The sequence below is a fragment of the Porphyrobacter sp. YT40 genome, from assembly GCF_006542605.1.
Classification (GTDB): domain Bacteria; phylum Pseudomonadota; class Alphaproteobacteria; order Sphingomonadales; family Sphingomonadaceae; genus Erythrobacter.
On sequence record NZ_CP041222.1, the window covers coordinates 2,776,203 to 2,798,732 of the forward strand.

At 67.5% G+C, this 22,530-nt stretch carries 18 protein-coding genes; 3 read left to right on the top strand and 15 right to left on the bottom strand.

Annotated features, from left to right (window positions below):
- Nucleotides 1-9 precede the first annotated feature (9 nt).
- The 3 genes from secA to E2E27_RS13010 all read right to left on the bottom strand — a co-directional run bounded on the left by secA (nucleotide 10) and on the right by E2E27_RS13010 (nucleotide 3,788).
- Nucleotides 10-2,775: a preprotein translocase subunit SecA gene (gene secA, locus E2E27_RS13000; RefSeq protein WP_141459796.1), complete on the bottom strand. Its 2,766-nt coding sequence runs from the start codon at nucleotides 2,773-2,775 to the stop codon at nucleotides 10-12.
- Nucleotides 2,776-2,901: 126 nt separating this feature from the next.
- Nucleotides 2,902-3,177 carry a hypothetical protein gene (locus E2E27_RS13005; protein WP_141459798.1) on the bottom strand — a complete coding sequence of 92 codons (276 nt, stop codon included), beginning with the start codon at nucleotides 3,175-3,177 and terminating at the stop codon, nucleotides 2,902-2,904.
- 68 nt (nucleotides 3,178-3,245) lie between these two features.
- Nucleotides 3,246-3,788: an energy transducer TonB gene (locus tag E2E27_RS13010; RefSeq protein ID WP_234036053.1), complete on the bottom strand. Its 543-nt coding sequence runs from the start codon at nucleotides 3,786-3,788 to the stop codon at nucleotides 3,246-3,248.
- A gap of 237 nt (nucleotides 3,789-4,025) precedes the next feature.
- On the opposite strand from E2E27_RS13010, the gene argJ reads away from it, so the two are divergent.
- Both argJ and E2E27_RS13020 read left to right on the top strand, forming a co-directional pair.
- The gene (argJ, locus tag E2E27_RS13015; protein ID WP_141459802.1) at nucleotides 4,026-5,252 is read left to right on the top strand and encodes a bifunctional glutamate N-acetyltransferase/amino-acid acetyltransferase ArgJ; all 1,227 of its coding nucleotides are present in this window, start codon (nucleotides 4,026-4,028) and stop codon (nucleotides 5,250-5,252) included.
- Nucleotides 5,253-5,304: 52 nt separating this feature from the next.
- On the top strand, nucleotides 5,305-6,066 hold the full coding sequence (locus E2E27_RS13020) for an inositol monophosphatase family protein (protein ID WP_141461883.1): 762 nt from the start codon (nucleotides 5,305-5,307) through the stop codon (nucleotides 6,064-6,066).
- A gap of 78 nt (nucleotides 6,067-6,144) precedes the next feature.
- On the opposite strand, the gene trxA is transcribed toward E2E27_RS13020, so the two are convergent.
- From trxA to ahcY, 8 genes are all read right to left on the bottom strand, one after another.
- Entirely contained in the window at nucleotides 6,145-6,465 is a 321-nt protein-coding gene (gene trxA / locus E2E27_RS13025; RefSeq protein WP_141459804.1) for a thioredoxin, read from the bottom strand.
- Between the two features lie 70 nt (nucleotides 6,466-6,535).
- Nucleotides 6,536-10,069, bottom strand: a complete 3,534-nt coding sequence (gene addA / locus E2E27_RS13030) for a double-strand break repair helicase AddA (RefSeq protein ID WP_141459806.1) — start codon at nucleotides 10,067-10,069, stop codon at nucleotides 6,536-6,538.
- The gene (gene addB, locus E2E27_RS13035) at nucleotides 10,066-13,095 is read right to left on the bottom strand and encodes a double-strand break repair protein AddB (protein WP_141459808.1); all 3,030 of its coding nucleotides are present in this window, start codon (nucleotides 13,093-13,095) and stop codon (nucleotides 10,066-10,068) included. Before addB ends, addA begins: the two co-directional genes overlap by 4 nt.
- The gene (locus E2E27_RS13040; protein WP_141459810.1) at nucleotides 13,088-13,777 is read right to left on the bottom strand and encodes a nucleotidyltransferase family protein; all 690 of its coding nucleotides are present in this window, start codon (nucleotides 13,775-13,777) and stop codon (nucleotides 13,088-13,090) included. Before E2E27_RS13040 ends, addB begins: the two co-directional genes overlap by 8 nt.
- A gap of 23 nt (nucleotides 13,778-13,800) precedes the next feature.
- Nucleotides 13,801-14,790: an aminoglycoside phosphotransferase family protein gene (locus tag E2E27_RS13045; protein ID WP_141459812.1), complete on the bottom strand. Its 990-nt coding sequence runs from the start codon at nucleotides 14,788-14,790 to the stop codon at nucleotides 13,801-13,803.
- On the bottom strand, nucleotides 14,787-15,212 hold the full coding sequence (gene tsaE / locus E2E27_RS13050; protein WP_234036268.1) for a tRNA (adenosine(37)-N6)-threonylcarbamoyltransferase complex ATPase subunit type 1 TsaE: 426 nt from the start codon (nucleotides 15,210-15,212) through the stop codon (nucleotides 14,787-14,789). The genes E2E27_RS13045 and tsaE overlap by 4 nt, the downstream gene beginning before the upstream one ends.
- Nucleotides 15,213-15,247: 35 nt before the next feature.
- Nucleotides 15,248-17,608, bottom strand: a complete 2,361-nt coding sequence (locus E2E27_RS13055) for a PAS domain-containing sensor histidine kinase (RefSeq protein WP_141459816.1) — start codon at nucleotides 17,606-17,608, stop codon at nucleotides 15,248-15,250.
- A gap of 101 nt (nucleotides 17,609-17,709) precedes the next feature.
- A complete protein-coding gene (gene ahcY, locus E2E27_RS13060; RefSeq protein WP_141459818.1) occupies nucleotides 17,710-19,134 on the bottom strand; it encodes an adenosylhomocysteinase in 1,425 nt (474 codons plus the stop codon).
- Nucleotides 19,135-19,317: 183 nt separating this feature from the next.
- Between ahcY and E2E27_RS13065 the strand changes: the two genes are divergently transcribed.
- Complete coding sequence (locus E2E27_RS13065) at nucleotides 19,318-19,797, top strand: peroxiredoxin (protein WP_141459820.1); 480 nt, start codon at nucleotides 19,318-19,320, stop codon at nucleotides 19,795-19,797.
- 61 nt (nucleotides 19,798-19,858) lie between these two features.
- On the opposite strand, the gene E2E27_RS13070 is transcribed toward E2E27_RS13065, so the two are convergent.
- The 4 genes from E2E27_RS13070 to folE all read right to left on the bottom strand — a co-directional run bounded on the left by E2E27_RS13070 (nucleotide 19,859) and on the right by folE (nucleotide 22,343).
- Nucleotides 19,859-20,548, bottom strand: coding sequence for a cytochrome b/b6 domain-containing protein (locus E2E27_RS13070; RefSeq protein ID WP_141459822.1), 690 nt, complete (start codon nucleotides 20,546-20,548; stop codon nucleotides 19,859-19,861).
- A gap of 7 nt (nucleotides 20,549-20,555) precedes the next feature.
- On the bottom strand, nucleotides 20,556-21,044 hold the full coding sequence (locus tag E2E27_RS18770) for a c-type cytochrome (protein ID WP_181443442.1): 489 nt from the start codon (nucleotides 21,042-21,044) through the stop codon (nucleotides 20,556-20,558).
- A gap of 133 nt (nucleotides 21,045-21,177) precedes the next feature.
- Nucleotides 21,178-21,624 carry a hypothetical protein gene (locus E2E27_RS18775; RefSeq protein WP_181443443.1) on the bottom strand — a complete coding sequence of 149 codons (447 nt, stop codon included), beginning with the start codon at nucleotides 21,622-21,624 and terminating at the stop codon, nucleotides 21,178-21,180.
- Between the two features lie 92 nt (nucleotides 21,625-21,716).
- The gene (folE, locus tag E2E27_RS13080) at nucleotides 21,717-22,343 is read right to left on the bottom strand and encodes a GTP cyclohydrolase I FolE (protein ID WP_141459826.1); all 627 of its coding nucleotides are present in this window, start codon (nucleotides 22,341-22,343) and stop codon (nucleotides 21,717-21,719) included.
- Nucleotides 22,344-22,530 lie beyond the last annotated feature (187 nt).

Here is a 22,530-nt window from a genome sequence, read left to right on the forward strand (position 1 = left end):
GCGCCCGCGTCAGACGACCGCGCGCGAGCCTGCAATGGCGCCGTGGCAATGCTTGTACTTGTTGCCGCTCCCACACGGGCACGGCGCGTTGCGGCTGATGTCGAGATTGGCGTAAGGGTTGTCGGTATTCGCCCCGCCCGGTCCGCTGGCCGCGCGCGGGCTTCCGGCGAGCGATCCGAACAGTTCGGGCCGCAGCTCCGACCCGTCGCCATCGGCCGAATTGTCGAGCCCGGTCAGCGGATCGATGTGACCGGTGAGGAAATCGGGCAGTTCGGGCAGCGACTCGACCGGCGCTTGCTCGATCCGCAGTTCCGCACGCACCAGGAACTTGGTGACTTCCTCACGCAGCGTATCGAGCATCGTCTCGAACAGCGCGAAGGCCTCCTGCTTGTACTCGTTGATCGGCTGCTTCTGGGCAATGCCGCGCATCCAGATCACCTGCCGCAGCGCGTCGAGCGTGGCGAGGTGCTCCTTCCAGTGGTGATCGAGCTGGCGCAGCAGCACGTCCTTCTCGACCATGCGCCAGATCGAGGCGTCCTGCGCGCTCATCTTGGCGTCCATCATTTCGTCGGTCAGCGCGCGCAGGCGTTCCTCGATCAGTTCGGGCTCGACCTCGTCTTCGGCCAGCCAGTCGTCGATCGGGGGCTGGAAGCCGAACAGGTCCTCGCAGCGTGTCTTCAGGCCGGCGATGTCCCACTGTTCGGGGTAGGAACCCGGAGGGCACGCCGCGCCGACGATGGTGTTGATCGTGTCGTGGCGCATATCGACCACCACGTCGTCGACCGCCTCGGAATCCATGATCTCCGCGCGCTGTTCATAGACCACCTTGCGCTGGTCGTTCATCACGTCGTCGTATTGCACGACCTGCTTGCGCATGTCGTAGTTGCGCGCCTCGACCTTCTTCTGCGCGGTCTCGATCGCCTTGGAGAGCCACTTCGAGCCGATCGCCTCACCATCGGCGAGGTTCGAGTTCATCATCTTGGAGAACAGCGTGTCGGGGCCGAAGATGCGCAGCAGATCGTCTTCGAGGCAGAGGTAGAAACGCGACAGGCCCGGGTCGCCCTGACGGCCCGAACGGCCGCGCAGCTGGTTGTCGATGCGGCGCGATTCGTGGCGTTCGGTGCCGAGCACGAACAGGCCGCCCGCCTGCTTCACGCGCTCCTTCTCCTCGGCGACCTCGGCCTTGATGCGGGCCACGGCGGCATCGCGCTCGGGGCCTTCGGGCATGTCGCCGAGCTCGTCGAGGATGCGGTATTCGACATTGCCGCCCAGCTGGATGTCGGTGCCGCGCCCGGCCATGTTGGTGGCGATGGTAACCGCGCCAAAGCGGCCCGCCTGCGCCACGATATGCGCTTCCTGCTCGTGGAAGCGGGCGTTGAGCACGGCGTGCTTGACGCCTTCCTTGTCGAGATACTGGCTGAGCAGCTCGCTCTTCTCGATCGAAACCGTGCCGACCAGAACCGGCTGGCCGATCGCCTGCTTTTCTTTGATCGCACGGGCGATGGCACCGAACTTGTCGGCGGTGTTCTTGTAGAACTCGTCTTCCTCGTCGATGCGCGCGACGGGCAGGTTGGTCGGGATTTCGACCACGCCGACCTTGTAGATGTCCCAGAATTCCGCCGCTTCGGTGGCGGCGGTGCCGGTCATGCCGGAAAGCTTGGGATACATGCGGAAATAGTTCTGGAAAGTGATCGAGGCGAGCGTCTGGTTCTCGGGCTCGATCCGCACGCCTTCCTTGGCCTCGACCGCCTGGTGGAGGCCATTCGACCAGCGGCGGCCATCCATCATGCGCCCGGTGAATTCGTCGATGATGACGACCTTGCCGTCCTTGACGATGTAGTCGGTGTCGCGCTTGCGCGTGAAGTTGGCGGCCAGCGCCTGATCGAGGTGATGGACGACCTGCGTGTTCTCGACATCGTAGAGGTTGTCGGTCGCCAGCAGCTCCCTTTCGGCAAGGATGCGCTCGACCTCGTCGAGGCCTTCCTCGGTCAGCTGGACGCGCTTGGTCTTCTCGTCGATGTCGAGCCATTCGCGCGGAATTTCGCGCGCGACCTGATCGAGCTGGACGTAAAGCTCGCTCTTGTCCTCGGTCGGGCCGGAGATGATCAGCGGGGTGCGCGCCTCGTCGATCAGGATCGAATCGACCTCGTCGACGATCGCGAAGTTGAAGGGGCGCTGCGCCATCTGCGAGCGTTCGTGCTTCATGTTGTCGCGCAGGTAATCGAAACCGAATTCATTGTTGGTGCCGTAGGTGATATCGGCATTGTAGGCGTCGCGCTTGAACTCTTCGGGCATTCCGGGAACGATCACGCCTACCGTTAGGCCGAGCCAGTTGTAGAGCCGCCCCATCTCGGCCGCGTCGCGCCGGGCGAGGTAATCGTTGACGGTGACGACGTGGACGCCCTTGCCCTCCAGCGCATTGAGATAGACCGCCAGCGTCGCCATCAGGGTCTTGCCCTCGCCGGTGCGCATTTCGGCGATCTCGCCGCGGTGGAGCACGAGGCCGCCGATCAGCTGGACATCGAAGTGGCGCATCCCGAACACGCGGACCGAGGCTTCGCGAACCGTGGCGAAAGCTTCGGGCAGGATGTCGTCAAGCTTGGCGCCGCCGTCGATCAGGCCGCGCAGCTTGCCCGTCTGGCCCTGAAGCTCTTCGTCGGTGAGCGCCTGAATCTGCGGTTCGAGCGCGTTGATCTGGGCGACGACCTTGCGCGCGGACTTGATGTAGCGGTCGTTGGCCGAACCGAACAGCGACTTGGCGAGGGTATTGAACATGGCAAATCAAACCTTTGCTGGGCATGACGGCCCGTCTGGGGGCCTGACACCAAATTGGGGAAATGCGCGCGCGGCCCAAAGGCGCCCGGCGCGCCGGAAAGCACGGGTAAGCAGCGAAGCGCGCGCCTATTCGAAGGCGCGTTCGATCCCCATCAGGACAGGCAGACGCAGCGAATCCGGCATGGCCGGGCGGCTTTCGGGCGCCTCGACCTCGCGGCTTTCATGGACCGTGGCGGGCACGGGCTGCACGGCGACATGCTCTGCCCCCTGCGTCTCATCCCCAGCGGAAGCCGCGATGCTGGTTCCGCACGCCAGCGCCTCAACCAGCGACGCGTTCGCCGGGCCGCCAAGGGCGACAAGGCCCGTGATCAGGGCCAGAAAGGCAAGAAAGCGCCGGGTCATGGTGCGTGCTAGATAGGGATTCCGCTTGCGTTCGTCCACCAGCATAGTGCGACAAGCTGTGCGGAAGCTTAATCCTCTACCGATACCGGCACCACATCGGCCGAGATGGTCATCGTCACCGCGCGCGCCACGGGTCGCCCCTCGGCATCGCGATAGGGCACTTTCCTTCGCGTGCTGCCCGGACAAGGACGGCGATCGAGCGAGCGTTGCATGTCGGCCGGAACCGTGCCCGAAGTCTCCACCACGCGGCAATCGCGGATTTGCCCGCGCACATCGACGGTGAAGGCGACCTTGACCGCAAAAGGCTCCGCGAATTCGGGCTGATCGCGCTTCCAGACGATTTCATCCGAAAAGACGCCTTCCTTTGGCGTACCGTCGGGCTTCTGCGCCGGCCTGAACCGCGCGCGCTCCAGCAGCAGGCGACAGGTTTCCGCCTCAAGTGCAGCAGTGGCGGTGCTTTCGGTAATCGTGCAATCGGTCGGCCTGCCCTCCGCATCGACCGCCAGCGTGTATCCCACGGCGCTTGCCTCGCCCTTTTGCCAGGATCCGGGCGGGTAATCGGCATTGGTCACCCAGCTATCCCACGCACCCTCCGGGCGCGGGCGACTCATATCCCGCGCAACCGGCGCGGCAGGTGGAAGCGTGCGAACCTCGATCGGCGGCGGAACCTTTGGCACGGAGGGCTCGGGCTCCTGTGCGGCAAGCGGGACAGCGACGACGGCGCCGGCAACAGCGGCGAAAAGGATGCGAGAATACATGCAGCGGAGGTCTATCATCCGTCGCCGGTCGCGCAAACCAACAAAGCGTGTGATTGCAGCGCTCCCGATTGGCGATTACGGGCGTGGCCCATGGATATTGCACGCTCCCCCCTCGCCCGGCCCTTCCCCGCTCTGCCTCCCATCGCGGGCGTGGCACTGCGTGTGGCGCGGGCGCGCTACAAGGCGTGGGACCGCTGCGACCTGACCTTCGCCGAACTGGCCGAGGGCACGAGCGTTGCGGGGGTCTTCACCAAGAGCGCCTGCGCTTCCTCCGAGGTCGAACTGGGCCGCGCGAACGTGACGCAGGGCCGTGCGCGGGCGCTGGTGGTCAATGCGGGCAACTCCAACGCCTTTACCGGCTATCGCGGGCGCGAGGCGGTCGAGGCGATCATGGCGCAGGTGTCCGAGGCGCTGGCCTGCCCGCGCGAAGAGGTGTTCGTCTCCTCCACCGGCGTGATCGGCGTGCCTCTGCCCAAAGACAAGGCACAGGCCGGGATCGCCGCCGCGCTGGAGGCCGCGCCCTGTGGCTGGGAGGACGCGACCCACGCCATCGGCACCACCGACACCTTCCCCAAGGGCGCGGGCGCTTCGGCGATGGTGGGCGAGACCCGCGTGGAACTCGCCGGGATCATCAAGGGCAGCGGCATGATCGCCCCCGACATGGCGACCATGCTCGGCTATATCTTTTGCGATGCCGATGTTGCGCCCGACTTCCTGCAAGAGGCGCTCGAACGCGCCAATGCTGCCACTTTTTCGTGCATCACCGTCGATGGCGACACATCGACCAGCGACACGGTGATGGTCTTCGCCACCGGCAAGGCGGGCAATACGCGGATCGAGGGTTGGGACAGCCCCGGCGCCGATGCCTTCGCCGCCGCGCTCACCGAGGTGTGCCGCAATCTTGCGCAGCTGGTGGTGCGCGATGGCGAGGGTGCTCAAAAATTCATCACCATCCGTGTGAGCGGTGCGGCGAGCGACGACAGCGCACGCCGTATCGGCCTCGCGATCGCCAACTCGCCGCTGGTGAAGACCGCGATTGCGGGCGAAGATGCCAATTGGGGCCGCGTGGTCATGGCGGTCGGCAAGGCGGGCGAACCGGCGGATCGCGACAGGCTTTCCATTGCCTTCGGCGGAGTCTGGGCCGCGCGCGACGGCTTGCCGGTGGCAGATTACGACGAGGCCCCGGTCGCCGCACATCTCAAGGGCGAGGAAATCGAGATCGCGGTCGATCTCGGCCTCGGGGACGGCCGCGCGACGGTGTGGACCTGCGATCTCACCCACGGCTACATCGCGATCAACGCGGACTATCGTTCGTGAGGGCCTGCTCGTGAGCCAGCTCTCCGCGCTCGACGCCGAAATCCGCGACCTGATGCGCTTTGCCGCGCAGCGCTCGATGCTGCCACGCTTCCGCAATCTTGCCTTGGGCGAGGTCGAAATGAAGGGCGAGGACGATCCCGTCACCATCGTCGACCGCGAAGTCGAAGCCTTCCTTACCGAGGCGCTGACGAAACTGGCCCCCGGTGTTGCGGTCGTCGGCGAGGAGGCGGTGCACGCCGACAAGGCGGTGCTCGATCACCTCTCGGGACAGTGCTGGATCATCGACCCGCTCGACGGAACGGCAAACTTCGCGGAAGGCAAGGAGCCCTTCGGCATCATCGTCGCACTGGCCGACGCGGGCGAGGCGGTGGCGGGGTGGATCTACGATCCCAACAAGGACCGCTTCTGCCACGCGCGGCGTGGCGAAGGGGCTTTCATTAACGGGGAGCGGATCGCCGCGCGCACGACCGGACAGCAGCCCCCTGTCACCGCTGTCAGCCGCATCTTCCTCACCCCCGAACAATCCGCGATGGTCGATGCGAAGCTCGCGCCGCACTACACGCTCGTCGACATCCCGCGCTGCGCCGCCGAGCAATATCCGCGGCTTGCGCTGGGGGAGAACGACATTTCGAGCTTCAAGCGCACTCTCGCCTGGGATCACGCGGCGGGCGTGCTGTGGCTCAACGAGGCGGGTGGCAAGGCGGCACGGCTCGATGGCAGCGCCTACCGGGTCGACCAGCACGACGCGCCCGGCCTCATCGGCGCGTCATCGCCTGCGATCTGGGACGAATTCGTGGGGCGGGTTACCGGCTAGGTCGCGAGTCCCCGCGCAGGCGGGGACCTCATGCCACAACGAACGAGGCTCCCGCCTGCGCGGGAGCTCACAAATTGATTACAGCTCGCTTTCGAGCCACGCCTTGAGCGCACCCTTGGGCGCCGCGCCCAGCTTCTGCGCAACCGGCTGGCCGTTCTTGTAGAGCACCATCAGCGGGATCGACTGAACGCCGATCTGGGTCGCGGTGTCGGTGTTCTCCATGATGTCCATCTTGGCGATCTTGACCTTGCCCGCCAGTTCCTCGCTGATTTCTTCCAGCGCCGGAGCGATCATCTTGCAGGGGCCGCACCAGTCTGCCCAGAAATCCACCAGCACGGGTGTATCGCTGTCGAGCACATCGCTCTGGAAGCTGGCATCGGTGACGTTGACGGTGGCCATTTCAAATCTCCTTGTGACCGCGACCATAGAGGCGCGGCGGGTTGGATTGCAATCTAGTGACGCGCGCGCCTCACTCAATATCCGGCAGGGGCAAGGATTGCTGCGCGGTCTGCAACGCGAGCTTGTGCGCTGCCAATGTGGCGGGGTCGAGGTCGAACAGCACCGGCGCATGGGTGTAGAGCACGCCCGCCCGCACCGCACGGCCCGGATAGATCGCCTCCAGCGCGGCGACATAGGCCGCCATCTGGCGCAACGTGGCGCGGGGAATGTCGGCGGCGGCGGCGGGCGGGCGGCGGGTGGTCTTGAAGTCCACCACGGTGATGCCGGTGTCCTCGATCAGCAACCGGTCGGCGGTTCCTGCGACCACCACGCCCTCGACCGTCGCCGCCAGCGGCACCTCGGCGAGCGCCTGCGGAGAGAACAGCGCGGCGAAATCGGGGTGATCGAGCACCGCCAGCGCGGCGGTGAGCATCTCGGCGCGGGCTCCTTCCGCAAGGTCGGGTGCCTGGCGCGCGAGCCAGCCCTCGGCAGTCGCCGCGCGCTCGGCGGCGGGCACATCGGGGAGGCGCTCGAGCAGCGCGTGGATCAGGCTGCCGCGCCGGGCGGCATCGCGCGCAGCCTCGGGCGGGAGAGGCGGCTGCGCCCCGGCGTCCTCGCCTGCGGATGAGGGCGCGAGCGGGCGTGGCGGGCGCGGTTCGGGGCCGATCGGGGTGGTCGCCCAGCGGGGCAGCGCGGGCGATGCGGGGGCGACGGCGCTTGTATCGTCAACGGGCACCAGCGGCCCGGCGCGCTCGCCCCACTCCTTGCGCCAGCGCCACACGGGGTCGGCGATGTCGTCGACCTCGTCGAACAGTGGCGCGATGCGGGCATACCAACTGTCCGGATGCGGCTCGCCCTTCTTCGCCTCGTTCTTGTTGAGCGATCCGCCAATGAACAGCGCTTCCTCCGCGCGGGTGAGCGCCACATACAGCAGCCGCCAATGCTCCTGCAACGCGGCGGCGGCCTTCGCTTCGGCAGCCTCGGCAATCGGGCCCACGGCCTCGCCCTTGTTGAGCGGCGGCAGCGGGACGAGGCGCTTGCGGTCGGGGTCATGGCCAAGCGGCGTGTCTTCCAGCGCCAGATCGCCCGCATCGCCCGGCGCCCCGGCGGCATCGGCGAGGATCACGATCGGGGCCTGCAAGCCCTTGGAGCCATGCACCGTCATCACCCGCACCTGCCCGCTGGCGCTGTCGGAATCGCGCTTCAGATCGCCCGTCCCGGCCTCGAACCAACCGATGAAGCCCGCGAGGCTCGGCCAGTGTTCGGACTCGTAGGCGAAGGCGGCGTTGACCAGTTCGTTAAGCGGGTCGTTGGCCTCGGCTCCCAGCCGCGCGACCAGCCGCGCACGGCCCTGCCACGGGCCGGTCAGCAGCCAGGCGATCAGCGCCTCAGGGGTCTGGTAGTCGGCGCGGCGCAGCAGGTCCTTCAGCCGCTCCACCGTGGCTGCGACGAACGCTGGGGCATCCTCGCGCCGCAAGTGATCCCACAACCGCTGCTTGGGCAGGCGCGGAACGTGGGCGAGGATGTCGTCCTGCGTCCACCCCACCAGCGGCGAGGCGAGCAGGTTGGCGAGGCTCAGATCGTCGAGCGGCTGCGCGGCGAACTTCAGCGCGGCCAGAACGTCCCTCACCGCCAGTGGCGCGCCCAGCCGCAGCCGGTCGACCCCCGCCACCGGCACACCCCGGGCATAGAGCTTGGCAACGATTTGCGCGGCCAGCTCCTTGCGCTTTTGCACCAGCACCATGATGTCGCCCGCCTGCGCGTGGCGGTGCGTGCCCTTGGCGAGCACGAAGGGATCGGAGCCGCTCACCCAGCGGTGCATCTGATCGGCGATGCGTTCGGCCAGCAGCGTGTCGTGGCGCGGGAGCCAGCCCTGCTCGCCCTCGGCCTCGCCCTCCTCGTCGTCGTCGCCCGTGTCGGTCTCTGGCACCACCGTGGGCCAGAGCGTCACCAGACCGGGCCGCACGGTGCCCTTGTGCTCGGGCGGGGCCTTGTCGAGCCCGAATTCCGCGAAGCCGAGCGTGTCGATCACGCGGTTGACGAAGCCCAGCACGACATCGGCGGTGCGGAAGGAGTTGCCGAGGTCGAGATCGCGCCAGCCCGGCTCGCGGCGGTTGATCCGCCCGGCGCGGATGCCCTGCTGCGCGGCGCGGATGCGGGCGTGAATGCGCGCCTTGGCCTTTGCGAAGTTTTCCGGGCTCGTCCCCTGAAAGCCGAAGATCGCCTGCTTGTAATCGCCCACGGTGAAGATCGTGCGCAGCTTGTCGCCGCGCGCGCCATCGCCGCTGAAGAAATCGTCGATCAGTGCCTCGACGATGTCCCACTGGCTCTGATTGGTGTCCTGCGCCTCGTCGATCAGGATGTGGTCGAAATGCCGGTCGAGCTTGTAGCGGATCCAGTCGGCAGCCTCGCTCTGGCCGAGCAGCGCGGCGGCCTTGCGAATGAGGTCGGCGAAATCTAGCAGGCCTTCGCGGGCCTTGCGTGCCTCCCACCGCAGCGCGAAGGCGCGCCCGATTTCGAGCGCGCTCGTCACGATCTCGGCGGTGGCGAGAAGCGCGCGGCGTTCCTCATAGGCGGCGATGGCCTCGGCGATGTCGTCCTGATAGCGGGTGAAATCGGGGTCGAGCTTCGCCGCACCGTCCATCTTGCGCGGGGTAGCGTCGGCCTTGAGGATGGTCTTGCGAAACCCGTCCACTGCGCCGATCCGTTCGGCAAGGCCCAACCCCAGCCACGAGCGCAGGAACGCCGCCGCCTCCTGCCCGGTCTTCGCCTCCCAGCCTTCCAGCGCCGGGATCATCGCCAGCAGTGTGTCGTCCGGGAAAAGGTCGGGATCGAGGATCGTCTCGGCCCACGCAGCATCCGCATCCGACGGCATCCCGAGCGTCTGCCTGACCCGCGCGGCCATCGGCGATTGCCATCCGGCAGGCCCTTCCCACAGCTCCTGCGCCTCCGCCGCGCGCATCAGCCAGCCGAGGAGCGCTGCCGGATCCTTGCGGGTGGTGAACAGGTGGAGCCCGTCCAGCACTCGCACATCATGCGTGCGCTCGGCCTCCTCGACCAGATCGGTCAGCACCTCGCGCGCGAGCAATTCGCGGCTGCGATCGTCCATCACCCGCGTGCCGGGGTTGAGCCCGGCTTCCTCGGGGAAATTGCCGATCAGGAACTGCGCGAAGGCGTGGATGGTGTCGATCCTAAGCCCGCCACCAGGGCAATCGAGCACGCTCGCGAACAGGCTGCGCGCGCGCGCCTGCGTGGCGGGGTCGATGTCCGCGCCGAGATAGCCCAGCTCCTTGCCCAGCTGGCCCGCAGGCAGCCGCACCCAGCGCGCCAGCACTGCGTTGATGCGGTTCGCCATCTCCGCCGCGCCCGCCTTGGTGAAAGTGAGGCACAGGATCTGCGAGGGCGCGACATCCTCGCGCAGCAGCAGGCGCAGCACGCGGGCGGAGAGCACCTGCGTCTTGCCTGTCCCCGCCGAAGCCGAGAGCCAGACATTGTCCGCAGGATCAGCCGCGCCGAGCTGATTGTCCTGCAGCGGAAAAACCAGACCACCGCCGCCGCCGCTCATGCGCCCTGCTCCGCATCGTGAAGCCGCACGATCCACTCCTCCAGCCGCATCAGCTGGTCGTAATCGGTGTAGCCCTTGTAGTCGGGATTGGCCCGCGCGAGGAATGGCTCGCGCCCCTTGATGTAGCGTGCGATCGCCTCGTGCAGCTTGGCGGTGTGGTGCGGCAGGAACTTGTCAGGCTCAAGCCCCGTCTTGGCCTTGCCCTCCTTCATTGGTTTGATGCGCTTGCCGAAGCCCTCGTCCTCCTTGCCGAAGGACCAGTATTCGAAACCCGTGGCGGGCGCGGCGGGCACGCCTTCCTTGGCAAAGCCGCCAGCTTGCGCGATCAGCCCGAGCAGACCCAGTTGCAAGGCATAGCCGGCCTCGATCTCGGCCTTGGACGGCACCCGCCCGGTCTTGTAGTCGATGATCCGCAAGCTACCATCGGCCAGCCGGTCGATCCGGTCGGCGCGGCCCAGCACCCGCACGCCATCGACGCGCATCTCGCCCGAAACCTCGCTCGCCAGCACCACCTCGCCCTGTTCCGCGTCCTGCGCGATCCATTGCTCGAAGCGTTCGAGCGCGGCGATCAGGCGCGGCTGCCACAGCGCGCGGAACAGCGGATGGACCCGCGCGGCGGCGAAGTGTTCGGCCGCAAAGGGCGCGAGGGCGAGGCCCGGCTGCTTCGTGCGCGCCTTGCTCCAGGCATCGAGAATCTCGTGCACCAGCGTGCCGCGCAGCGCCGGATCGCTGAAGGGATCGGCGCTGAGCGGATCGAGCCGCTTCAGATCGAGGATCGCCTGCGCGTAGAACTGGTAGGGATCGCCCAGCAGCCGGTCGAGCGCGGTCACCCGGATCGCCACGTCGCGCTTGTCGGGCGCGGGATCGGGTGCGGGGCGCGGGTATTCTGGCGCAGGCGGGCGCTCGCGGTCGAGCAGCGGGAGCAGCGCGGGGATCGCGCGCTCGCGGTGCTCCTTGTCGAGATCGTCGCCGAGCAGCGCCTCGACCCGGAGCAGAAAGCGCGAGGGCAAGGTCGGCCCCTCGGCATTGCGGCGCGCGCGGGAGAGTACCACTTCGGGCGCGCCCAGCGCTCCGGCAAGGTCGTGCGCGGCGAGCCCGATCCGGAACTCGGCTCCCGGCACGCCCAGCGCGCGCAAAATCGCAGGGGCCAGCAGCGCATCGGCCCCCGGCGGCTGCGGCCAGCTGCCTTCGTTGAGCCCGCCGCAGATCACCAGATCGGCCCGCGCCATGCGCGCTTCGAGCAAGCCATAGATCGCCACGCGCGGGTGCCCGCCATAGCCGGGGCGCACCGCGATCGCCTCCATGCTGTCGCGCAGCACGCCGCCCAGATCTCTGGTCTCGACCAGCGTTCCGGCGTCGCTCGCCCGGTCTCTCAATTCCTGCACCATGGTGCCGAGCGCGCGGCCATCGTCGCGTTCCCACACCGCGCTGTCGGCAAAGGCCTCGGCCGCGTCGGCAAGGCGGGCGAGCGCTTCGGCGAGCGGGATCTCCGCGGGCCAATCGGCCAGCGGCGCAATCAGCGCCTCGGCCTCCTCCCACCACGGCGCGACATCGGCCTTGGCGGCGGCGGCGCGCAGGCTCGCCATTCCGGGCGCAGGATCGGGGCCGCGCAAGGCCCGGTCGAAGGCGCGCAGGCCGCGCAGCCAGTCGGCGCGCGCCCCGCCGTCCCAGCCGCGCACCAGCGGATGCGCGAAGGCCGCGACGAGGTTTGCGGGCGCAGGGCCATGTGCGGCGATTTCGGCGAGCAGCCCGAACAACCGCCCCGCCGGGGTCAGCGACAACGGACGCCCGGCTGAATCGTCGGCACTGATGTTCCAGCGCTCAAGATGCTGCGCCACCCGGCGTGCAAGGCCGCGGTCGGCGGCGATGACGGCGACACGCTTTTCCGGTTCCTCCAGCGCCTCGCGCACTAAGAGGGCGATGGCCTGCGCCTCCTCCTCGATCGTCGCGCTCTCCATCAGTCGCACACCCGCGAGCCTGCGCCGGTCGGGGCCGAGATCGATCCATGCCCGGCTCGCCTCGGGCGGCAGAAACAGCGAGGAGATCGCCCGCGCCCGCGCAGGCTCTGCCGCCGCCGCCCCGCGCCGGTGCCATTGCTGCACCTCGGCGCGGTTGACGCCCATGCGGTGCAGCAGCAGCTTCAAATGATATTGCGGATGGGTGAGCGCATCGCCCGCGCCGAACACCGGTCCACCGGGTGTGTCGGACGAGCCCGCCAGACCCAGCTCGTCCCACGCGGCATCGTCCATCGCAAGGTCGAGATCGGGCAGCACCACCGCGCCTTGCGGCAGGCCTGCGATGACCCGCAACAAGCGCGCCAGCGCAGGCGCGGCGCTGGTGACGCCGGCGGCAACCACCGGATGCGGCGGCGGCGCTTCGCGCCAGCGCTTGGCCGCGCGGTCGAACAGCAGGTTGCGTCGCGTGGCGGCGTCCACCTGCCCGCGCGCGTTGAGCTCCATCTGCCAGCGGACATTGACCAGACCGAACAGCCGGATCGACCGCTCCCAATGTCCTGCCAGCCCCGCCAGACTGTCAAGCACCGCCTCGTCGAGCAGATCCTCGACCGCCTTTTCCTCGACCAGCAGCCGGTCGATCGTGCGCGCCATCTCGCGCGCGAGGTTGAGCCGTGCGCGTCCGGGCAACGGTGTCATGCCCTCCCGCGCTCGCACCTCGGCGATCAGGCGGTCGAGCGTCAGCCAGCGCGTCAGCGGATCGCAGGCGGGCGGGATATCGGCCGCGCCCAGCGGATCGAGCGCCGCGCCGAGCTTCTCGTCAAGATCGAGATCGCCCACCGCGATCATCCGCGGCATCAAGAGCCCGCCCTCACCCGTCGCTCCGGCATGGCGGATGAAGGCCTCGGACAAGGTGCGCGCGGCGCGGGTCGAGGGCACCAGCAGGGTGAGGCGCGCAAGGCCGAAGCCCTCCTCGCGGTAACGCGGCACCAGCCCTGCGACCAGCGCATCGGCAAAGCCGCGGTGCGCGGCGATGGAATAGACCAGCGGGCCGGGTGCGCGCGGTTCAGCCACCCGCCAGCGCCTCCTCGGTCGGGCGGATCATCTGCGGGGTGCCGACTTCGAACCACAATCCTGTAAAGCTGATGCCGTAGAGCCGCCGCTCCGCCATCGCCCGGTTCCAGAGGATGTTGGTCGAAAACGGGCCTTGCGGAGCATCGCGCAGCAGGCGGCGGCTCACCAGCTGGATGCCGGTGTAGATGAAGGGCGCGATCCGCCCGTCGCGGCGGCGCGAGAGGCGGCCCATCGGGTCCATATGGAAATCCCCCGGCCCGCTGAAATTCATCGCCCGCGCGTGCGGGACAACCAGCAGTAGTGCGTCCATCTCGTCCGGGTTCCAGCGCCGCGAGAGATCGTGGAACGCGCTCTTGGGCCCGTCGAGCCAGATATTGTCGGCGTTCAATGCGAAGAAGGGGTCGGGCAGCTGCGGCAGCGCCTTCATCATTCCGCCGCCGGTTTCGAGCAGCTGCGCGCGTTCGTCCGAGACGCTGACCTGCGGCACCTTGCGCGCGAGCACATGCGCCTCGAGCGCGTCGGCGAGGTAGTGGACATTGACCACGGCCTTGCTCACGCCCGCCTCCGCCAGCCGGTCGAGCGCATGGTCGATCAACGGCTTGCCCGCCACCCGCACCATCGGTTTGGGCTGGCTGGCGGTAAGCGGCCGCATCCGCTTGCCCAGCCCCGCTGCAAGTATCATTGCTGTGTCGGAGGCAAGCGCACTCACGCGGCGAAGGCTCCATGCCTGAGGCGCAACGCATCGGGAATGTTCGCCTCGAACCACGCCGCGACGGGGCCAAGCGCAGGGTGAGCAAGGTCGCGTTCCAGCGCCGCCCATACACGCGGGATCATAGCGAGATATTTGGGCTTGCCATCACGCCGGTCGAGCCGGGTGAAGATCCCCACGATCTTGGCATTGCGCTGCGCGCCGAGCCTTGCGTAATCTGCGAGGAAATCGTCGTCGATGCCGCCCACAGCCTCGACATAATGCAACAGCATGGCGGTCTCGAGATCGACCGGCACATCGCGCCGCGCGTCCTGAAGCAGCGATACAAGGTCGTAGGCGGGGTGCCCCACCAGTGCATCCTGAAAGTCGATGAGGCCCTGCGGCGTACTGGCCTTGCCGCCCAAAAGCATGATGTTCTCGGCGTGATAGTCGCGCAGCACCGTGACGCCGGGGTTCTGGCGCGCAAGCACCGGAGCCATCACCTCCTGCCACGCCTCGGCATAACCCTCTTCGTCGACTTCGAGGCCCTGCGCCGGGCACCACCACTCGGTCAGCAGCGCCGCCTCGCGCTGGTAGACCGCCATGTCATAGGGGGCGAAGGGCCCCGGCGGCAGGCGGTGGAGCGCGGCCAGCGCCTCGACCGCCGCTTCATAGGCAGGCCGTTCATCGGCTGGGTGGAGGTCGAGCCAGTCGCGCATTCGGTCATCGCCGAAATCCTCGATCAGCACCCAGCCCTGCGCGGCATCCTCGGCGAGAATGGCAGGCGCGCGCATCGCGTGATCGTTCAGCCAGTGAGCAACATGGAGAAAGGGCGCGGGATCTTCGTGCGGGGGCGGGGCGTGCATCAGCATGGCGGCTTCGCCGTTCTCCCGCCGCAGCCGGAAATAGCGTCGGAACGAGGCATCGCCGGGCAGCGGGTGAACGCTGGCAGCACCCCATCCGGCAGCGGCGGTGAATTCGGCAAGACCTTCGGGAAGCGCGCTCATGGCATCCGCCCTACCCAATCGGCGCCCCCGCGGGCAATGGCCACCCGCCCGCCTTCCCCGCTTTCTCCCAAGGGTTCGAGCGTGATCGCAAGGCACCCCGGCTCATACGCGAACCCGCCTGCATGATCGGGCCATTCGGCCAGCAGCACCGCGCCCTCGCGGTAATCGTCGAGCCCGATCTCGGCGAGCTCGGCCGGGTCGTCGAGCCGGTAGAAATCGGCATGGACCACCGGCAGGCGCAGCGGCGGCGAATCGTAGGTCTCGATGATCGTGAAGGTTGGCGAGGGCACCTCGCCCGCATGGCCCAGCGCGGCGAGAATGGCGCGCGCGAGCGTGGTCTTGCCCGCCCCCAGCCCGCCTTCCAGCGCCACGACATCCCCTGCCCTGAGCCGCGCGGCGATGCGCGCGCCATAAGCCGCCATCGCCGCCAGATCGAGCAGAGACTCGCGCGCCTCAGTCACGGCAGCCGGATCAGCGCGGTCGTGCCCGCGCCCTTGCGGCTGCTCATCTCGAGCGTCCCCTCATGCGCCTCGATCAGCTGACGCGCGAGCGGTATGCCCAGCCCGCTGCGCTTTTCGGGCGGAGCGTCCTTATCGGGCTTCAACCCGCCCAGCGCGCGCGCCAGTTCCTGCGAGGTCATGCCCCGGCCGTTGTCGGCGATGCTGATTTCCATCGCTGCCGCGCTGTCTTCGGGAGCCTTGCGCAGCTCGATCACAATCCGCCCGCCATCGGGCGTGCCGGTCACCGCATTGTCGATCAGATTGCCGAGCGCGCGGCCCAGCTGGCGCGGATCGGCCTCGATCACCCGGCCCCGGCGGCCCTTGAGATCGAGGCTGAGCCCGGCACCGATGATCGCCTCCTCCCGCTCGCGCACCAGCGTGGTGAGCAGATCGAGCAGGTCGATCCGCTCCTTGCGGATCGGCAGCAGCCCGGCTTCGGATTGCGACAGGTCGAGCACGTTTTCGACCTGCTCGGTCAGCCGCTCAACCGCGGTCAGGATTGCATCGACATATTCGCCCGCCGCCTGCGCGTCGGCCGCCGCGCCGCTCTTCAGCAGCTCGGCATAGCCGCCGATCGTCGTCAGCGGGGTGCGGAATTCGTAGCTCATGTTGGCAAGGAAGCGCGCCTTGACCGCGTCGGCCTCTTCCAGCGCCTCGGCGCGCTCACGCAAGGCTTGCTCGGCCTTTTCCGAGGCGGTGATGTCGAGCACCGTCAGCAGCCCGTTGCCATCGGGCAGCGGGATTCCGGCAAAGCGCAGTGTGCGCCCGTCGGCGAGGTTCACCCTGCCCTGCTTCTCGCGCCGGTCGAGCGTCGCCGCGCGCACGGCCGCGCCGATCAGGCTCGCTTCCTCGGGGCGGACGAGGTTGCGCCCGATCGCGCTCAGCAATTCATCGGCGCTGGGATGCTGGTCGAGCAGTTCGGGGGTGAGGCCCCAGGTGCCCGCAAAGCTGCGGTTCCAGAGCTGCACCGAACCATCGGGCGCGAAGATCGCGAGCGCTTCGAACAGGCTGTCGAGCGTGGCGGTGCGGGTGCGCAGCAACGTGTCGCGCACGGCGGAAAGCGCGAGGCTCTCGGTGCGGTCTTCGGTGAGCAGCACCAAGCCGCCATCGGGCATGGGCTGAGCGACGACGCGAAGGTGCGTGCCACCGGGCAGCGGCCAGGCCTCCTCGACCGATTCGCGCATTCCGAACCACCCGATCCGCTCGCGCCGCCATTCGGGAAAGTCGCGCACCTCCGGCGTGCATCCGCGTTCGCGCGCTTCGGCAAGGAAGCGGTCGAAGGGCGTGTGGGCGTCGACCGCCTCGTCCGTCAGGCTGAAGAGTCGGCGGAAGGGGCGGTTGGCGAAGGTCAGCCGTTCATCACCGTCGAACAGCGCGACACCCACCGACAGCTGATCGATCAGCGCACGGGTCGCCTCACGGAAGGCACGGTAATCGCGCGCGACCTGCTGCTGCTCCTCGATGTCGATGGCATAGCCCGCCACGCCTTCTTGCCCGAGCGGCAGATCGGATACGCGCAAGGTGCGCCGCGCGCCGTAGATCGTGGCGGTGACGATGCGTTCGGATTTGTCCTGGCTTTGCAGCGTCGCCCCCGCGATCTCGCCGGGGGAGCGACCGTCCTCGGGCTCGAGCAATTCGATCTGGCTCTGCACCACCTCGGCGGCGGTCATCGCGCCGACCGCATCGACATAGGCCTGGTTGACGAGTTGCAGGGTGAGGTCGCTGCCCCGGAACCACATCGGCATGGGTGCAGCTTCGATAAGGCCGACCAGCGCGGCGAAATCACCCGTGGCGCGTGCCGCGGCCGCTCGGAGCCGGGCCATTTCGGCATGGCTTTCGGTGAAGTCGAACACCCACACCAGCGCCGCTCCGCCGGGCGAGACCTGCGGATCGGCGAGCGTGCCATAGAGCGCAAGGCTGCGCTGCGAATTCGGCAAAGTGATCGCCATGCGAAACGGCGCGGCGCTTTTCTGGGTGGTCTGGATCTTGTTCCAGAGCTGGTCGACCTGCGCCTGCGCCAGCCCGCCCGCGCGCGGCGTTCCGGGGGCGGCGGCGAGTTCCGAGAGATATTTGGGCGTCGCGCCGAGGCCCAGCATCCGCGCCAGCCGGTCGGGCGCCTCGATCCGCCCGTCGACCCTGACCAGCAGCGGCAGCGCCGGCGCGAGATCGAGCAGGGTCTGCATCCGCTTGAGGCTGGTGCGCATCGCCTTGGCGCGCTTCACGCTGCGATTGGCGCGCAGCACGACCGCACCCGCCCCCACCGCCCAAGCGGCGAGCACGAGCGCAATCAGCACCAGCGAAAGGGGCGAGAGGTCCATCGCTCAACCGCTATGCGCGCACGCGCGGGAGTGCAACGGGGGAAGCACCGCCCGCCCCCAACCCCGTGAAAAAACGGGGCGGAGCGGGCGGTTATCGAGGCTTAGTAGCGGTAGTGGTCGGGCTTGAACGGGCCAGCCTGCGGCACGCCGATGTAGCTCGCCTGCTTGTCCGACAGCTGGGTCAGCTTCACGCCCAGCTTTTCGAGGTGCAGCGCGGCGACCTTCTCGTCGAGATGCTTGGGCAGGACGTAGACGTCGTTCTGGTATTCGTCCGACTTGGTGAACAGTTCAATCTGAGCGAGCGTCTGGTTGGTGAAGCTCGCGCTCATCACGAAACTCGGGTGGCCGGTGGCGCAGCCGAGGTTCACCAGACGGCCCTTGGCGAGGATGATGATCGACTTGCCATCGGGGAAGGTCACGAGATCGGTGCCTTCCTTGATTTCCTTCCACTCGTAGTTCGACAGGGCCGAGATCTGGATCTCGCTGTCGAAGTGGCCGATGTTGCAGACGATCGCCATCGGCTTCATCGCCTCCATGTGATCGGCGGTGATGACGTCCTCGTTGCCGGTGGCGGTGACGAAGATGTCGGCGCGCTTGACGGCGTCTTCCATGGTGACGACTTCGAAGCCGTCCATCGCGGCCTGAAGGGCGCAGATCGGGTCGATCTCGGTGACCATGACGCGGGCACCGCCGTCACGGAGCGAAGCGGCCGAGCCCTTGCCGACGTCGCCGTAGCCGGCAACGCAGGCAACCTTGCCGGCCAGCATCACGTCGGTCGCGCGGCGGATCGCGTCGACCAGCGATTCCTTGCAGCCGTAGAGGTTGTCGAACTTCGACTTGGTGACGCTGTCGTTCACGTTGATCGCCGGGAAGGGAAGCTTGCCCTGCTTGGCGATCTGGTAGAGGCGCATGACGCCGGTGGTGGTTTCTTCCGAAACGCCCTTGATCGCCTTCACCGTCTTGGTGAGGTAGCCCGGCTTGGCGGCGACGAAGGCCTTGAGCGCGCGCTGGAATTCGATTTCCTCCGCGTTGGCCGGCTCGCCCATTTCCTCGCCCGCTTCGATGCGCGCGCCCCACAGCGCGAACATGGTGGCGTCACCGCCATCGTCGAGGATCATGTTGCAAGTGAGATCAGGGTCGGCTTCCGAGGCCCAGTCGAAGATGCGGCCCACGTAGTCCCAATACTCGCCCAGCGTCTCGCCCTTGATGGCGAAGACCGGAATGCCGCTGGCAGCGATCGCGGCGGCGGCGTGGTCCTGCGTGGAGAAGATGTTGCAGGTCGCCCAGCGCACTTCCGCGCCCAGCGCCACGAGGGTCTCGATCAGCACCGCGGTCTGGATGGTCATGTGCAGCGAACCGGTGATGCGCGCACCCTTGAGCGGCTGCGAAGCGCCGTATTCCTCGCGCAGCGCCATCAGGCCGGGCATTTCGGTTTCGGCGATCATGATCTCGTCGCGGCCGAAGGGGGCGAGCGCGATGTCCTTGATCACGTATTCATGGGTCGGGGTGGCAGCGAGGGTGGCCATGTTTCTATCTCCTAAGCACGGATCGGCACCCGCACAGGCGGGCCATCCGTTTATGCGCCCTGCCCCTAGCGGCATAGGCTTCGCGAGGCAAATATAAACTTATCTTTATATGTCTATTTGTTGCCCGCCCGCGCGCGCCGCGATAGAGAGCGCCCCGCACCCCCAAGAGAGGACACCGACACCATGACCATTTCCGTTGGCGACAAGATCCCCGAAGTCACCCTGATCAAGGCCACCGCCGAAGGCCCGCAGCCGGTCAAGTCCTCGGACTATTTCGCGGGCAAGAAGATCGCGCTGTTCAGCGTGCCGGGCGCCTTCACCCCGACCTGCTCGGCCCGTCACCTCCCCGGCTTCGTCGAGAAGGCCGATGAACTGAAGGCCAAGGGTGTCGACGAGATCGTCGGCACCGCGGTCAACGATGCCTTCGTGATGGGCGCCTGGAACAAGGCCGCCGGCAGCGACGACATCACCATGCTGGCGGACGGCAATGCCGAATTCGTCGAGGCGATCGGCCTCACCATGGATGGCTCGGGCTTCGGCCTCGGCAAGCGCGGGCAGCGTTTCTCGATGGTGATCAACGATGGCGTGGTCGAACAGCTCAACGTCGAAGAGCCGGGCGACTTCAAGGTCTCGAGCGCGGAGCACCTGCTCGGCCAGCTCTGACCGCTTTGGCAGAAAGCCATTCAAAGGGGCGCTTCCTTCGCGGGAAGCGCCCCTTTTTGCGTCACGTCAGCGGCGGCGCGCCATTGGCGATCCACAGCGCGAAGCCCGCAGCCAGCGCCACCGCCACCAGCCCCCTGCCCCACGGCATCGGCCCAATCCCCTCGACGCCTTCCATCGGCGGACGCTCGCCGCCCACCATCGGGCTGACGAGGTCGTTGCCCTTCACCGCGTAGTAGGTGATCGCCGCCAGGTGCAGCACGATCAGCGCGGCTACGACGTTGAAGAAGGCTTCGTGAATTTCGGTGATGGTGTCGGCGGTCAGCACGCCCACAAGCGGGTTGAGCGGCCCGGTCATCCCGTCATAGGGATCGCCCGCGAACAGCCCGAGGCTGACCTGCAACAGCATCACCCCGATCAGCGCAACAGTGCTCCACCCTCCCAGCGGCGAGTGGCCGATCGGCGGGCCGACGCTGCCATCCCCCCGCAGATAGGCCATCACCGCCCCCGGCCCCTTCACGAATTGCGAGAACCGCGCGGTCTTCGGGCCGAGAAAGCCCCACAGCACCCGGAAGGTCAGGATGCCAAGCAGCACCAGCCCGATCTGCCGGTGCAGCGCCCACTTGGAGTTTTCCGCCGTCCACCACATCGCCGGAATCAGGATCGGGAAGCTCCAGTGGGTCAGCCGCAGCAGCGGGTCCCACACGCGCACGTCCTGCGGCCGCGCCGTCGCTGTCTGCGCCGTGTCGTCCATCAGCCGCCTACTTTTCGTCGTCGAGCCGGAACTTGTCGTGACAGCCCTTGCACGCGCCGCCCATCGCCATCGCCTGCGCACTAACCGCGGCCTTGTCACCACCCTCCGCCACGCTGGCGAGCTTGGCGCTTTCGTCGATCAGCTTCTGCTGCGCGGCCTTGAACTCCTCGGGCTTCTCCCAGATCGCGGGGAGCGCCTCGGTCTTGAAGCCATCTTCGGTGCTGGTGCCGGCCGGGAAATGGCCTTCGATCTTCATCGCGCGGGCGTTGATGTCATTGGCCTTGGCTGTGATCAGCGCGAAATCGGGCGTGTCCTTTTCCAGCTCGCCGCGCACCGCCTTGAAGGCATCGCCGATCGCTTCGAAATTGTCGTGCCGCTCCTTGATCACCGGCGGGGCTTCGGCCGCCGCACTTCCGCCATCGGCCCCGGAACAGGCGGCAAGGGCGAGGCTCAGGGAAGCGGCAACAAAAACATGGCGGGCGGACATCGACAGCATTGCAGGTCTCCTTGGGCAGGCCTCGGCGGCTCTGTCTGCAAGGCTAAGCTGCTTTGACGCTGACAGCGAATGCCAAAAAGGGGCGCTATCCCCAAGGAAAGCGCCCCGCTTGGTGGTGATCGCAATGTGCGGGTCAGCCGTCGCGGTTGGTGCTGCGCGCGCTTTCCGCTTCGGCGAGGATCGCGCTGCGATCCTGATCGACCAGGGCCAGCATGGCGGCACGGAAACTGTCGCGGCGACTGTCGACCAGACGGTCGATCGCCTCGGCGTTGCTCTCGCACCAACCCGGACGCGAGCCGCTGGCGACATCGTCGCTGGTGAGCGTGCGCTGCGAACGCAGAGTTTCGCCGACCTGTGCCACCCGCTCGACATTGAGCGTGGCGGTCCACCGGCAGCGCAGCGTGCTGGGACGACCGGCGACACCGACAGTGCCGACCTGCTTGGTCTCGATCGTTACCGAGCCCTTGTAGTCGGCCGCAATCGGCCCGTCCGCATGATCGATCACGACGTCATGTTCGAGCGCGGCAGCGGGCATGGCGCAAGCCGCACCCAGCAGCCCGGCAAGGACATATTTCTTCATGATGGTCTCTCCTGCTTTTCCCGGCCTTTGCGGCCGTGGATATGGTCAGGATAGCGGCACGCCCCGGCAGACCCAAGCGCAAACGAAGCGGATCAGTAGCCCATGAGGCTCATCACTTCCTTGCGGCTGCGCGGATCATCGAGGAAGCAGCCGAGGATGCGGCTGGTGATCATGCCGACGCCGGGGGTCTTTACCCCGCGCCCGGTCATGCAGCCGTGCTGCGCCTCGATCACCACCGCCACGCCATGCGGGTCGAGATGATCCCAGATGCACTGCGCGACCTCGGCGGTAAGCCGCTCCTGGATTTGCAGGCGGCGGGCATAGCCGTGCAGCACGCGCGCGAGCTTGGAGATGCCCACGACCTTGTTGCGCGGCAGATAGGCGATTGCTGCCTTGCCGATGATCGGCGCCATGTGGTGTTCGCAATGCGACTGGAAGGGAATGTCCTTCAGCAGCACGATCTCGTCATAGCCGCCCACTTCGCTGAATTGCCGCGTGAGGTGGATTGCCGGGTCTTCCTTGTAGCCCTCGCAATATTCCAGCCATGCGCGGCCCACGCGCTTGGGGGTGTCGAGCAGGCCTTCGCGGGCCGGATCGTCGCCCGCCCAGGCGATCAGCGTGCGAATCGCATCCTGCACCTCTTCGGGTACCTCGGGCTTGCCGAGCGGGTTTTCCGGATCGAACGCATCGTCGTGATCGTGGGCAGAGATATAGTTCATGGCCATTGGTCTTTCTGTCGTCATCGGCTCGGTCAGAGCCCCCTCTCCTGTCGATCCCGCGACTTGGTAACCCGCCAGTGCCCCCGGCGTTCCCCGTTAAGTTACGGCAGATAGGCGCAGGGGATGCAGATCGCCACACAGTTAATGTAGGAGCCATTAGCGGCCTTGCATCCCCCGCCGCCACGCA